A 15,038-nucleotide genomic window follows, 5' to 3' on the forward strand; every position below is an offset into this window, starting at 1 on the left:
CCCCGCCGCCACCGCCCACCCCGGGCTTGGCAGCGGGGCTTTGTCAGCTCGGCGCCCCTTCGATCCGCACACCCGAAAGGTCGTGATCTGCCCATGGCCGCATCATTGCTCACCCCGGTCGTCTGTGACGACTGCTCCCACGCCATCCCTCCTGACCAGGACGCGACAGTAATCGACGGTGAATCGTTGTGCCCGGACTGCGCTACCGACGCGGTGTATTGCGACCAGTGCAGCGAACGCACCCGCGAGCCGCTGCGCACCGTCGTCGACACCCAGCTGTGCCCGGACTGCGCCGGTGACTGGTCGGAGTGCGGTGACTGCCATCTTCACACCCGCTCCGTCACCGCCATCATCGGCGGGGGCGACGTCTGCGACGACTGCGCCGACGACTACCCGGTCTGCGACGACTGCAACGACCGCTGCCACGACACCACATCGGTCGAGGGCGGCAACGACGTCTGCAGCACCTGCCGACGCGACGACTACCACGACTGCGAGGACTGCTACACCCTCATCCGGTGGAGCGAGGACTACTGCTCATCCTGCGAACTCGACCACCCCAGCCACGACGAGATCCGCAGCTACGACTACAAACCCGCCCCCGTCTTCCACGGCCGCGGCCCGCTGTTCCTGGGCCTGGAACTGGAACTGAAAACCCCCAGCCGCGGACTCACCGACGCCGTCGAGGCCACGCTCGCGGAACTCGGGGATCTCGGCTACCTCAAAACCGACTCCTCCATCGGATCCTGCGGATTCGAACTCGTCACGCACCCGATGGACTACGCCTACGCGCGCACCGAGTTCCCATGGTCACTGCTACCTCGACTGCGGCTGCTGGGTGCCTACACCGACGACGAGGTCGGCATCCACGTCCACGTGTCCCGAGCCGGATTCGACTCCCCCGCCCACATCTATCGGTGGATGAAATTCGTCTACCGCAACCAGGTCCCCGTCACCACCCTGGCACGCCGCAGCTCCCCCCAGTGGGCCGAATTCGGCGACCACACCCGTGAGCAGATGGCCGGCTATGCCAGGGGCGACCGTCACGGCCTGCGCTACGAGGCCATCAACGTCCAACCCGAACACACCTTCGAGCTGCGGATCTTCGCCAGCTCACTGCACCGCCAGCAGGTTATGGCAGCACTCGCCTTCGCTGACGCGTCGGTCGAATACACCCGCGGGCTGACCGCAGCGCAGATCGCGCGGCGCCGCGGCTGGGAATGGCCCGCGTTCACCTCCTGGATCGCCACGCGCCCGCAGTACGCCGCCCTGTCTGCCGAACTCGAGGACCTCGCATGTGCATCCTGACCTTCATCAAACCCGGTATCACCCCGGACACCGACATGCTGATGCGCGGCGCGCTGGTCAACCCCGACGGCCACGGCTACGCCGTACTCACCGACACCGGAATCGGCGCCGGGCACGGTCTCGACGCCACCACCGTCATCGCCGAATTCGCCCAGCTCCGCGACCGCTACCCCGACGGACCGGCCTTGTTCCATTCCCGGCTGGCCACCCACGGCGCCCAAGACCTCACCAACTGTCATCCTTTCCGAGTCGGTGGGGACGAACGCACGGTGCTGGCGCACAACGGGATCCTGCCCAAACAGGTGCACCCGGCGAACGGCGATCCGCGTTCGGATACCCGCATCGCCGCCGAGGACTTCCTCCCCACCACTCCGTTCGGATCGCTGGACTCGTGGGCCGGCCGCGAACGACTGGAGCGCTGGCTGGGCAGCGACAAGATGGTGCTGCTCACCGTCGATCCCGCCTACAAACACCAGGCTTACATCTTCAACGAGCACCGCGGGCACTGGGTCGAGGGCAGCTGGTACTCCAACGACTCCTACCGATGGGGCCTGTGGGAGGAGTCAGGAGACCGGTGCGAGGCATGTGGGGAGTTCGACCCCGACAAGTTCGGGTCGCACTGCCCCTCCTGCGGGCACTGCGAGGACTGCTGGCGCGAATTCCCCGCATGCGTGTGCCCTGATCTCGACGGCGTGGAGCGCTACGCCGACCTCGACGTGCGCAACTGGCTCAACGAATACGACGCCGCCTGAACTCACACCCGCGCCGGGCGGGTATCGATGCCCGCTCCGGAGCGCGTGCGTTTCCTCTCATCGGATTTGAGGTGCTCATGAATCCCTCGTCCTCTCAACCCACTGACGGTCCCGAGACCGTCCCGGAGCGGTTGGCCTCCGCGCCATCCGCTCGAGGCATGGTCGTTCCCTACGTCGCTGTGGCTCACCGTGACCGGTCGCGGCCGGTGTGGGGTCAACTCGACCGCGCCCGGCTGCTCACCGCCCTGCTCGACCGACTGTGTCAGATATGCGGCGGACCGCTCGAAGACCCCGTGGTGTTGTATCTGCGGCCTGCCGACTACCTGCGCGGTATCGCGGTAGAACCCGCGACCCACCGTGAATGCGGCACCTACTCCACCGCGGTGTGTCCGATGCTGGCCGGACGCACGCACCGCTACAACCCGGTCGCTCGCGACCGGATCACCCGCTGCGACGACCCTGCCTGTGGCTGCCGATACTGGAGCCGCAGCGACCCCGATCCCGGTGAAACACCGCGGGTCGGCCAACCGGCCGAGGCCTGGTATGAGATCGAGATCGGGTTGGCAGACTACCGCCTCGTCGACGACCCCGGCACTGAACGCGCACCAGCGGGAGTCGGGATCGATCTGCGGCACCCGACTTTCCGTAGGATCCGCCGAGTCCGTGACGCTGCGCCGGGCACCGCCGACCGCCAACCAGCAGACCTGCTCGCCACGCTGGTAGCACTCAGCACACTGTTCGGTGACGGCGACGCCTTCCCGTGACCACCGCACTGTGCCGTGATCGTCACCGCGAGCCTCGACTTGAGCTCACACACATTCTCTCGTCCACCGCCAGTCACGCGACCCGCATTGACCCCACCTGCTGGCGGCGATCACAGGTGTTGTCGTCTTCGATGAACTCTGGAGCCAGAATGGCCGATTCTCTTCTCCCGCCCGCCGTCGATCCGCGCCGTCGGGTGGCGTGGGCGGCCGTGGCGCGCGCCGCGCTCACCCATGCAGACGCCGTGCATGCCTTACTGCGCGCACACCCTATCGAAGAAGTCGCGTTGCGCCTCGACTCCGGCGCGGTGCCCGGCCTCTCCGCCGGGGCGGGCGAGCACGCCGAACGCGACCTCGACCGCGCCGACCGCTGTGGCGCCCGGTTGCTGACCCCCGATGACCAGGAGTGGCCTGGTGAATCGTTGGCAGTGCTCGACGCGGCCGGCACGGCCACGACCAGTCCGCTCGGGCTGTGGGTCCGCGGCAGTACACGGCTCGATCTGATCGCGCGGTCCCGGATCGCGGTCGTCGGTGCACGTGCTGCCAGCGGCTACGGCATCCAGGTCACCGCCGGTTTCGCCGGGAATTTCACCACGGCAGGCTGGATCGTGGTGTCTGGTGGGGCGTTCGGTGTGGATGCGGCTGCACATCGGGCGGCGCTGGTGCGGCAAGCGCCCACGATCGCTGTCCTGGCCACCGGCGTGGACCGCACCTACCCCGCCGCCCACACCGAACTGTTCGATCGGATCACCGAGCACGGTCTGCTCATCTCGGAGTATCCGCCCGGCACCATCGCCGCCAAACACCGCTTTGTGCACCGGAACCGGCTCGTCGCCGCGCTGTCGCGCGCGGTGGTGATCCCGGAGTGCGGGCTCCGCAGCGGTGCCCGCAACACCGCCCTCTGGGCCGCCACGCTCGGGCGGCCTGTGTTCGCCGCGCCCGGATCGGTGTTCTCCGCGGCGTCGGCCGGCTGCCACCACATGATCGGCGACGGCACGGCGCGGCTGGCCACCGACTCCGCCCAGATCATCGACGCCCTCACAACCTTCACCACCGCGTCCACTACGCCGCCAGCTTGACCACACCCGGACACGACCCCACCGCGATCCGCCCGCCCATCCCCCGAAATCCGGAAACGGAGGCTAGTTACTGTGCCCGATCCAACCCTCGACACCCTGACCCGCACCGACTACGACCGGCTCGAACACCTCGGTTCAGCCGGTGCCGTCACCACTCTCCCCGACACCTCGACCATCGACCGGTGGCGTGAGCAGTTCCCCGGCTGGCAGGCCCGGCACTGGGTCTACCGCGACAGCAACGACGGTGTCCTGCGCCTGGCGCCGGTCAACGTCGCACGTCGAACGGCCGACCGCGCCGCCGCCTGACACGCACCCGTCCTCCCGAAACACACGCAATGGCCTCACCAGATCCGACGAAACCACCGCACGTCATTCATTCGAAGCCAAGGAGCCCGCATTGAGTTCGACCATCGCCACTGTCCTCACCGACCCCGACGCCACCTCCACCGTCACCCAGTCCGCGGCGGCCGGCGCTGCGTCGCCGCGGCCCGAAGCCGCCTATATGCATCCGGCCGACGTGCTCATCGCCGACAATGTCCGCAAAACGTTCGACCTGGCCGACCATCCCGACGAGGTGGCCTCCATCCGGGAGTTCGGTGTCGGGTTGCCGGTCCGTGCCGAGCGTGAGCCCGACGGCACCGTGTACGCGATCGACGGGCAGCTGCGTGTCCTGATCGCCCGTGCGGTCGGCCTCACCGAGATTCCGGTGTGGATCGTCGAGGCCCCCACCGATACCGACGACAACCAACGGCGCATCAACCGGACGTTGATGCAGATCAACCTCAACGACCGCCGCGTCCCCTTGAGCGATGGCGATCGTGCGGCCGGGATCGCACAGATGCTCGACCTCGGCGCATCGGTCACCCGCGTCGCGAAAGGGCTGCAGCGCAACCGCGCCGAGATCAAGAAGGCCGCGGCCATCGGCCGCTCGGCCACCGCCAAAGACCTGCTCGGCAATCGCCAGTACAGCCTCGACCAGCTCGCCGTGATCGCCGAATACGAAAACCTCGGCGACACCGACGCTGTCGAACGCCTGTCCCACGCGCCCCGCTACAACTTCACCTACATCCGCAACCGGATCGAAGCCGACCGCACCGAAACCCGCGCCCGACTGAACGCGGCCCTGTCCTATGCCGCCTACGGATTCGGCGTACTGACCGAAGAACCCGACACCAGCGGTCCCGCGCCCGCCTACATTCCGGCCGCGAATCTGGCCACCGCCGACAGCAGCGAGGTCGACGAGTCCACCCTCGTCGCCGACGCGCACCGTTGGGTCGTCTACCTCACCGTCGAAGAGAACGCACTGCTGGTCGACCGCACCAGCGGCGAGATCATCGACCACGCCGACGTCGACTGGAGCACTCGCGGCGACAGCGCCGCCGCACCCGTCGACGGACTGCGTCACGCCGACACCGTCGAATACACCGACCGGTGGACCCCGCACTACTACCTGCCCGCCCTCCAGCTCGCCGACAGTGGCCTGCACTATGCCACCGATCCCACTGCCGAGGCCGCCAAAAACACCCGCCTCGCCGCGGAACAGGCGCGCGCCGAACAGGAACAGGCCCGCCACGAGCGGCGCATGGTGCGCGAGCTCAACAAGCGCGGCCAGGGCGCCAAAGACCGCCGCCTCGAGACGCTGCCGCGGCTGGTCGCCAAAGCGACCCCACCCACCGGAGCGACGATCTTCCTCGCCCAAGCCCGCGCCCACACCCTCGACACCAAAGCCCTCGACCTGGCCAGCACCCTGCTCGGACTTTCCGCCGGCCGCGGCACCCTGCTCGCCGCAATCGAGGCCGCCTCGCCGAACCGGGCCACGACGATGCTGCTCGCGATGGAACTCGCCGCCCACGAAACCGACATCGACAAAACACTGTGGCGCCACAGCCCAGACGCCACCAGCCGATACCTGCGCTACCTCGACACGGTCGGCCCCGAATACGACTTCAAGCTCGTCGACGTCGAACAGGCCGCTGTCGGCGACATCGACCACCACGACATCGACATCGCCGCCTGACCCAACACCGTCGCCACAACCTGCACCGCGCTCCAGCCCTGCACCGTGCAGCGGCCAGAGCGCGGCGCGCCATTCGCCCCGCACGCGACAAGACCCCCGCGCCATCCCTCTACGTGCCCACGACATCAGGAAGGGTCGGCGAACACCACCCGTCATTCCCGAAGTAAAGGAGATACACATATGAACGGAGACACAATCCTCACACTGACCGGGAATCTCGCCGCCGATGTCGAGCTCCGTTTCACCCCGGCGGGACATGCGGTAGCGAACTTCACCGTCGTCTCGACCCCGCAGTACTTCGACCGCGCCGCCGACGAGTACCGCGATGCCGAGCCGGTGTTCATGCGCTGCACCGCCTGGCGAGAGACCGCGGAGAACCTGGCCGAGTCGGTGACCCGCGGCTCGCGAGTGATCGTCACCGGACGGTTGAAACAACGCCGGTGGCAAACCCAGGACGGGCAGAACCGTAGTACGACCGAGCTCGAGGTCGGCGAGGTCGGCCCTTCGCTGCGGTATGCAACAGCGAAGGTTCATCGCACCAGCCGCCGCAGCACTGGTGAACGCAATGACAACAGCGGCAGCACGTCACGGAAACCGGTCGGTGCCGCAGGAAGCACCGAGGCCTGGAGCGGCGCCGCAGGGTTCTGAGAACCCGGGTTGTGGTGAGGGGAAGGTAGGGCTGGCCGTCTGGCCGGCTGTCCCGCCTTCCCGAGTGCTACCGGGGTGTGCTCCCGCCACGGCTGCGGGCCCGCGCCCGGGCACCACCGAATTTCCTCAGGGCCCAGCCCGCCACAAACCCACCGGTAGGGCCGGGAGTGCACGGAAATTCGGTGGCGCCCGCATGGGCGCGTTCCCTGCGCCGTGTCGGAACCCCACCCCGGTCGGCCGCACTCAGGCGGGTCAGCCGACCAGCCACCCAGCCCCGTGCCGGGGTTCGTGCCGTTGTGCGCGAGCTGACCGGCGCGGGGCGGTGTCGTTTCTCCGACCAGACAGGACATCGTGATGACCGCTGCTCTCACCCCAACCCACACCATCTCCGACGGCCTTACCGGCTCGCGGTTCGCCGACGCGTTGTGCGAGGTCGACTACCTGCTCGACATCGACCCCGACCGAGCCCGCAAACGATTCACCGACGCACTGGCCCTGACAACACTGGCCGAACGGGAGGTCCTGGAGCGGGCCGCCGACTTGCTGGCCCGCCATCCATGGCCGGTGGCGGCGCGCCAGCTCGGGTGGCTGGCTAAAAGCCGTCCCGAACTGCGGGCCATGGTGATCGACTACACCACCGACACCGACCCAGGCCTGCACTTCCCAGGTATGCCGGGGATCAGCGAGGTCTCGATCGAGGCCGCCGAATGGGTGCGCCGGTCCATCCGAGAGCGCCGCGAGCGTGAGCGCCTTACCGCGACCCCCTCCCCGGCTACCGATGCTGCACGATTGCGCCCCGAGGCCATCGGCTACCGGCGTGCCCGCTCTCCCCAGGCCCCGGCAGAGACGATAAGCCTGCGCCACCGCGAACGCGACCTCCGCACCGCGCGGCGCGGCGAGGCCGAATTTGCCGCCTACGCCGCCGAGCGATGGTTCGCGGTCGACACCGAGACCGACATCCGTGACAGCGCCCTGACTCCGGATCCGCAGAAACCCAGCCACCTGGTGTGGGGCCATGTGCAAGCCGACCTGTGGGATCGCAGCTACTTCCTGCACGTCGCCGAAAACTACACCGACCGCGTCCGCGAGCTCCTCGACCCCGAAACGGCCGACGCCGAGCAGGCCCGATACGGCCGCCACAGCGCGCTCGACGCTGAAGCATCGGAGTTCCTGCGCGCCCACGGCATCGACGCAGGCCCGGTCGATGGCCATCCTTCCCGCTCACGCCGTCGGCGCACACCTGCTCAGAGGCCGCGGATCAGTCCCGCCGACCAGACACGGTTCGCAGCACACCGGACCGGACTCGCGGCCCCCAGAGACTACGACATCTTCCTGCCCTACAGCGAGCTCGATGTTCCCGAGTCCACGTGGCAGGGCTCCGGGTTGGACTACGACCTCGCCGCGATGGTGCCCTACCTCGGCTGGCCGTGTGTCGGGTGCTGGATCGACCGCCCCGAATCCGACCGGCGGGCGGTTCACATCCATGACGGTCGCACGGTCAGCGACGACGGGCTCTGCGATGTCTGCCGCGCCGACGGCCACCCCGGCATTCCCGCACTGCCCACACCGTGGGGGACGCGAGAGTTCGTCGAATCCCGCTGTGCCTACATCGCCGCCACCCACCCTGCGCAGGCGTGGGCCCTGCTGGACCGGATCCGCGCGGCCGCCGCCAACACCGGACCGACCTGGCGGCTCATCACGCGCTGGATGGCGAGGAACCTCAAGGCACCCAAGCGGCGGCCCGTCGCACAGCTCAGCGCAGTCCGCCGGCGGCGGCCTGCCGCACTGGTCGCGGGACAGCGGAGCGGCCGCTGCGACGCCTGCGCGCGGCCAGGGATCGTGCATGCCGATAACTACTGCACACAGTGCCGCCTCGACCTCGGCGTCGCCGCCCCGCGCGCACACGGGCACCGCGCCGCCTGACACCGCGGCCTTCCCTCCATTGACTCCGGTCCGCCGCGGTGTCGACCCCTGCGGCGGACCGGCCGCCACCTGCCACCTGATCGTCAGGAGAACTCGTTGCGTCACCATCTCACTTCCCTCGGCTCCAGAATCTTGTTCCTCCGCCGGCGCACACCCGCCCTCCTCAATCGGCACGTGCGGGTGTTCCTCAACCAGAGTCGCGTCGCCTTCGCCGGATACCAGCCGGGCGCGCCGCTCGCTCTCGCCTACACGCTCACCCTGAACACCGCGCTCACAGCCAGCGACCCCCATGCCCTCGACCGTGTCTTCGCCATGTTCAATGGCCACCCGCTGCGCGACGAAGACGCCGAGCACACCCGCGCCTGGTACGACAGCGGCCTGCGGTCGCTCTCGGTCGGTGACGTCGTCGCCCTCGACGACCGCTCGTATGCGTGCGCGGCCGTCGGCTGGCAACTGCTCGAGCCGCGATAGCAGCCCGCGCCGCCCGGCGACGGGCCCGAGTCCACTCGCGATCCCGGGCACGGACACGGACACGGACACGGACACGGACACGGACACGGACACGGACACGGAACCATCTTCCGTATCCGTGCCCTCCCTTCTCTCCCACCATCCAGCTTCGCCGCACACACCCCGACCCCGCACCTTTCACACCACCCCTTCGCCGCACCTCACCCCAAATCACCTCCTCCACCCGTATTTTCACAAGCAGACCTCTTTCATCTTGGATAACCATTTGGTAACAACCAGAAGGTTTGGCGGAGTTACCACAAAATCAGCGAACTGGGCCCCTTAATTTCATTGCAGGATTGTGCGCTTCATAGGGGTATGACCGCGACAATCCATAAAGTCGTGGCAGGCAACGGCTACGAGTATTACCTGCGCAATGTAGCCGCGAATGACGATGGCTCTCGCGGCCGGTCCAGCCTGGCCGACTACTACTCCGCCGAAGGCGAATCCCCGGGCCGCTGGTTTGGCACCGGTTTGGCCGCGCTCGGCCTCACGGCAGGTAGTGAGGTCACCGAGGATCAGATGAAGTCACTGTTCGGACTGGGGAGGCACCCGAACGCCACCGTGATGGAAGCCGAGGTCTACGACGAACAGATCCGGCGCGGCGCCAAACACAAAGACGCCGGCCGCGCCGCCGAGAAAGCGACCCGATTAGGCAATCCGTTCGCGGTGTATTCCGAGGTACCCGCGTTCCGGAAACGCTGCGCGAACGCGTTCCACGAATACAATTTCGCGCACGGTTTTGACGCGCACGACGCCATTCCCGAGGCGGAAAAAATGCGGATCCGCACCCATGTGGCGTCCGATATGTTCACCGACCAGTACGGTCGAGCGCCGCTGGATGCGCGGGAACTCTCGGGATGGGTGGCCAAGAACTCGCGCCCGAAAACCGCCGCGGTCGCCGGGTTCGACATCACGTTCTCTCCGGTGAAGAGCGTGTCGGTGCTGTGGGCGCTGGCGCCGCGGTCGGTGTCGGAGAAGATCGAGGACGCACACCGGCGCGCGATCACCGACGCGCTGCAGTGGCTGGAACACCACGCGGTCAGCACTCGACTGGGACGCAACGGGGTCCGCCACGTGGATGTCGAAGGCATCGTGGCGGCGTGGTTCACCCACCGCGACAGCCGCGCCGGAGACCCCGACCTGCACACCCATGTCTTGATCGCCAACAGGGTCCGCACGCTCGACGGGCGGTGGCGCACTCTCTTCGGCGCCGACATCTACCGCGCGCTGGTGACGGTCTCCGAGATCTACAACACCCGCTTGGAGCATCATCTCGAACGTCTGGTCGGTGTTCGGTTCGGTACCCGCGCCGATACCGCGCCCGGTAAGCGCCCGATCCGGGAGATCATGGGGATTCCGGTGCAGGTGATCCATTCCTGGTCGCGGCGCGATGCCGATATCACCCGTCGGCTTGAGGAGCTCTCCGCACAGTTCCAGCGGGAGATCGGGCGGGAACCGATGCCCGGCGAGGTTTACGACCTGGCCGAACGCGCCACCCTGGAAACCCGGCCCGCCAAGCACCAGCGTCGGTCCTTGGCCGCGCAGCGCCGTGCCTGGCGCGCCGAGGCGATTCAGATTCTCGGAGGCCGGGAACCTCTCGCGCGCACTATCGTCGCCGCGCTGAATCCCGTCCGCCCGGCTCAAGTGCGAGCTACCAGCGAGTGGATAGCTCGCACCGCCGATCAAGTTCTGCAGGTGGTGTCGACACAGCGCTCGACCTGGCGCTACCACAACGTGCGCGCCGAAACCGAACGCCAGCTCCGCGGCCGGATCGACCTCGACGAATGGGAATGGGTGACCGAAGCAGTCACCACCGAAGCGCTGTCCCCCACCCGATCCATCCCACGCGGTGACCTCGATATCGCCGACGAACCCGAACTGGCCGCGGTGCCGGCACTGCTGCAGCGCCGCGATGGCGTCAGTGTGTACGCCGATTCGGCGCGCCAGCCCTATACCTCGGCGACCGTGTTGTCGGTGGAGCGGCAGCTGATCGAGCTGGCCGTGCAGCCCGGTGGGCGACAACTGGCGCCTGGCCTCGTAGCCACGCACGTACAGCAATTCAACAACACGCACCCGGACAAGCCACTCAACGCGGGCCAGGCTGCAGTCATCGAAGGATTCGCTACCTCCGGTTTACGGGTCCATGCCGCCAACGCGCCTGCAGGATCGGGCAAAACCACCGCGATGCGGGTGCTCACCGACGCTTGGCACGCCAGTGGCGGCACCGTCCTCGGTCTGGCACCTACCGCCGCAGCCGCGGCGGAACTCGGCGCGGCGATCGGAGCGCGGGTAGAGACCGTCGACAAGGTCCTGCACGTCCTAAACCAGCATCGCCCGCACCTCGACAACGCTGCGCGTGAATTTGGTACGCGACCGCCGTTGCCGCAGTGGGTTATCGATATCGACGCCAGCACCCTGGTGATCGTCGATGAGCATGTCAAAGTCGGCAACACCAAGCGCCTTCAATTGCTCCGATTCCTCGCCGATCGGAGCGCGACGGTTCGCTGTATCGGCGACGACCGGCAGCTCCCGGCGATCGACGCCGGCGGCGCGGACGCCGATATGCACGCCGCCGCCCCCGAAAACACTCTGACTCTCAGCCATGTGGTGCGGTTCGCTTCGGTCGGGGAAGCCACCGCCAGCGTCCAGCTACGCGAGGGTGACCCGGTTTCGCTGGGCTGGTACCTCGACCACGGCCGTATCCACGGCGGGCACCCGGGGTCGACCCACGATGACGCCTACACCGCGTGGATCGCCGACCACCTCGCCGGCCGTGACACCATCATGCTCGCCGCCACCCACGACACCGTCACCACTCTCAACGCCCGCGCACGCGCCGACCGCCTCACCCGCACCGGCCCCACTACCGGCACGGAAGTGGGGTTGGCCGATCAACTTCGAGCCTCGGTCGGGGACACGATCCGCACCCGCCGCAACGATTCGAAGCTACGACTCGGTGCCCGGGACTGGGTGCGTAACGGCTATGTCTGGACAGTCACCGCCGTTCACGACGACGGGAGTATCACCGCGACACGCCCCGGCCCAAGCGGGAAACACAGCGGAAGCGTGCGGCTTCCCTCCGACTATGTACGCACGCATGTGCGCCTCGGGTACGCGACAACGATCGATTCCGCACAAGGCATCACTGCCGACACCTGCCACGTCGCGCTTACCGGCCACGAAACCCGCCAGCAACTCTATGTCGCTCTGACGCGCGGCCGACAGGCCAACCATGCCTATATTCCGACGGCGTTGGACGGCAGCGAAGGCTCTTTCTGGACTGAACCGGCCCTGTTCCCGCGCACCGCCGTCGAAGTCCTGCTCCAAGTTCTGGATCGCGATGGGACACAGAAATCCGCGCACACCGCGCTGCGCGATGCCCTCGACCCGCATCGGCGGATCGGCCGCGCCCTCGATGTCTACCTCGACCAGGTCGGTGAACTCGCCGAAGACGCACTCGGTACCGAGGGCCTCCAACGCTTGGACGCCGCTGCGGAAACCGTGCGCGCCCACCTCACCGACAGCCCCGCCTACCCCGTCCTACGCCAGCACCTCGCCCTCATCGCCCTGTCGGACCGCGACCCTGTCGAAGCGTTACGTACTGCTGCTGCGGAACGCGAACTCGACACAGCTGACGACCCCGCAGCAGTGTTGGACTGGCGTCTTAACCTCACTGGCACGCACGCCTGGACGCCCGGACCTCTGCCCTGGGCGCACGGCCTGGCATCCGGACTCGACCATCATCCACTCGCCACCCACGTGCTGGCCCGTCAACGGATCGTCGCCGACCTGGCCACCCAGATACGCGCCGATACCCGCACCTGGACAGCGACGACAGCACCGCACTGGGCGCGCCTTCTGATAGGCGTAGACCCCGTATTGGTAGCGGACCTCGCCGTATGGCGCGCCAGTCTCCATCTCGGCGAGCGCGACCTGCGCCCCACCGGGCCCCACCGCTTCAGCAATATTGAACGTGCGCACCAGGAAATTCTCGACGGCCGGCTCACCGCGTGTCTCGGCGACCGCCATCTGCCGCGCAACAGGTGGTCTCCGATCGTGCGAGAGATCGACCCGCGGATCACTACCGACCCCTATTGGCCAGCCATCGCCGACAAGATCGACGTCGCCCACCGCGCCGGAATCGACATCGCCACGATGCTCACCGACGCTACCTCTACACGTCCGCTACCCGATGAAATGCCCGCCGCAGCTCTGTGGTCACGGCTCGAACTCGAACCTTCCGCCCTCGACAACACTCTCACCGCACGAGGCCTACAACCCGACTGGCTACCGGACCTGCGCGCAATCCTCGGCAACGAAACCACCGATCGGATTGTCGACGACCCGGCATGGCCCCGCCTGGTCGCCTCCATCGACCGCGCCACCAGCACCGAATGGACTCCAGCCGAACTCCTGGCCACCGCGCACGAGCTGCTCGAGAGCGCCCAACCCGACGGCGCCCCCGGGCTGCGGCCCGACCAACTCACCGCCGCCCTCGCCTGGCGCATCAACGCACTGCTGCGCCGTCTCCCCACCCACACACCACCTGTATTCCCGCACACCGACCGCCCTACCGACACCGATTCGACCCCCATCACACCCATACCGTCCATACCTGATCGCGAGCAGGAGCGCCCCATGGACCCCGAACCAGAACACAACCCGCCACAGGATGCCGAAGCCACGACTGCTGCTTCTTCGCGCGATCCCAAAGATGCAGACCTGCCTGATGCCATCGCCGAGGTAATCGCGATTTTCGCAGCCGGCCGAGTCGACGACGCCGTCGCAGCCTTCCGCGAACTCTCCGACACCGCCACCGTCGAGCAGAAATGGGTGATCAGCGCAGTCGCCGACACCCTCTACCACCACGCATATCCCATCGCACTCGCCCGACTGGACTGGGCCGCCAGCCAGTATCCGAACCACGCTGCCCTTATCCGGGCCTGCACACCGGCCACCGATCCCCACACCTACCGACCCGACACCAGCGCCCCCGCACGCCACCGCGAACCACGACGCGAAGCCCCACGCGATCACGAACCCACCGATTCCCGTCCACGACGCGAACCGCTCTCCCCGACACAGCAGGCCGGTCGAGGCCTCGTCCACACCTACCTCGACGACCGCGCCGGCATCGACGACCAACCATCCGTCACTCCCAACCGGGAAAGCCTCGACACCAACTCCTACCGCTACCACGAAGCCCAAGACCCAACCCCCGACGCATACACCCTGGACTTCGACCGCGCCGCCCTACCCGATACCCGCGGATTCGGCTGCGTATCCTGCGGGATCGAACGCGCCCGCGCCGACGCCACCCCTATCCGACCCCGCCGTAGCGACGACGGGCTCTGCGGCGACTGCCGCGACATCGGCCACCCCGGAATCCCCGACCACGAACCCGCCGACCACATCCACGCCCGCTGCACCCACATCGCCCAAACCCATCCCCCAGCCGCCGCGCGCACAATACTGCGCCGCGACTGGCTCGCCACCCTCACACACCGCGCAGCCATCGAGAACTGGGTTGCGGCTTACCCATTCCCTGAGCGGCCCAACCACTCGCCCGGTGAACTCGACAAAACGAATCCCCTGTTGACTCTTTCCGACCAACAACTCAACGAGCACATCGATCAGCTCGAGCTACGCCTGGCCCTCGCCGATACCGAAACCACGATGTACCACCCCAACAACCGGCCAGAAGAACACAATGACGAGATCGACAGCCGCGTCGGCGATATCCACCAGCAACTCGACTCGTACCGCACCGAACAACAACGTCGACTAGACCGCAACCCGGTCCACGGGCCGAACAAACAATGCGAGCGCGAAACTGCCGATCAACGCTACGACGGTGACAATGAACTCATCGAGGTGAACCCACCCGGTCTCAACGATGGCCTCGGGCTGTGACCACTGCCAACAACATCAGCATGCGAGCATCAGACGGATCACTTACTAGCAGCAGCCGCCGCATAGATAGGTCGGATTCGTGGGACTGTGGATTTAACGGTGTTTCCGGCCTGATTCGCTGACC

10 protein-coding genes are annotated in these 15,038 nt (G+C 67.3%); all 10 read left to right on the forward strand.

Going from position 1 to position 15,038, the window contains the following annotated elements; all coding sequences use genetic code 11:
- The first annotated feature begins 93 nt into the window (after positions 1–93).
- Positions 94–1,308 carry a hypothetical protein gene (locus ACWCPQ_RS25065; protein WP_449902990.1) on the forward strand — a complete coding sequence of 405 codons (1,215 nt, stop codon included), beginning with the start codon at positions 94–96 and terminating at the stop codon, positions 1,306–1,308.
- On the forward strand, positions 1,296–2,060 hold the full coding sequence (locus ACWCPQ_RS25070) for a class II glutamine amidotransferase (protein WP_449902992.1): 765 nt from the start codon (positions 1,296–1,298) through the stop codon (positions 2,058–2,060). The genes ACWCPQ_RS25065 and ACWCPQ_RS25070 overlap by 13 nt, the downstream gene beginning before the upstream one ends.
- A gap of 158 nt (positions 2,061–2,218) precedes the next feature.
- On the forward strand, positions 2,219–2,824 hold the full coding sequence (locus tag ACWCPQ_RS25075; protein ID WP_449902995.1) for a hypothetical protein: 606 nt from the start codon (positions 2,219–2,221) through the stop codon (positions 2,822–2,824).
- Positions 2,825–2,973: 149 nt separating this feature from the next.
- Positions 2,974–3,900, forward strand: a complete 927-nt coding sequence (gene dprA / locus ACWCPQ_RS25080; protein ID WP_449902998.1) for a DNA-processing protein DprA — start codon at positions 2,974–2,976, stop codon at positions 3,898–3,900.
- 72 nt (positions 3,901–3,972) lie between these two features.
- On the forward strand, positions 3,973–4,206 hold the full coding sequence (locus ACWCPQ_RS25085; protein ID WP_449903002.1) for a hypothetical protein: 234 nt from the start codon (positions 3,973–3,975) through the stop codon (positions 4,204–4,206).
- A 91-nt stretch (positions 4,207–4,297) separates the two neighbouring features.
- Positions 4,298–5,917 (forward strand): ParB/RepB/Spo0J family partition protein, encoded by a 1,620-nt coding sequence (locus ACWCPQ_RS25090; RefSeq protein ID WP_449903004.1) that lies wholly within the window; start codon positions 4,298–4,300, stop codon positions 5,915–5,917.
- Positions 5,918–6,097: 180 nt separating this feature from the next.
- A complete protein-coding gene (gene ssb, locus ACWCPQ_RS25095) occupies positions 6,098–6,565 on the forward strand; it encodes a single-stranded DNA-binding protein (RefSeq protein ID WP_449903006.1) in 468 nt (155 codons plus the stop codon).
- A gap of 354 nt (positions 6,566–6,919) precedes the next feature.
- Complete coding sequence (locus ACWCPQ_RS25100; protein ID WP_449903008.1) at positions 6,920–8,488, forward strand: hypothetical protein; 1,569 nt, start codon at positions 6,920–6,922, stop codon at positions 8,486–8,488.
- A 174-nt stretch (positions 8,489–8,662) separates the two neighbouring features.
- Positions 8,663–8,959, forward strand: a complete 297-nt coding sequence (locus tag ACWCPQ_RS25105) for a hypothetical protein (protein WP_449903010.1) — start codon at positions 8,663–8,665, stop codon at positions 8,957–8,959.
- Positions 8,960–9,316: 357 nt separating this feature from the next.
- Positions 9,317–14,914 (forward strand): MobF family relaxase, encoded by a 5,598-nt coding sequence (mobF, locus tag ACWCPQ_RS25110; protein WP_449903013.1) that lies wholly within the window; start codon positions 9,317–9,319, stop codon positions 14,912–14,914.
- Positions 14,915–15,038: the final 124 nt, after the last annotated feature.

Source organism: Nocardia sp. NPDC001965 (genome assembly GCF_053594175.1).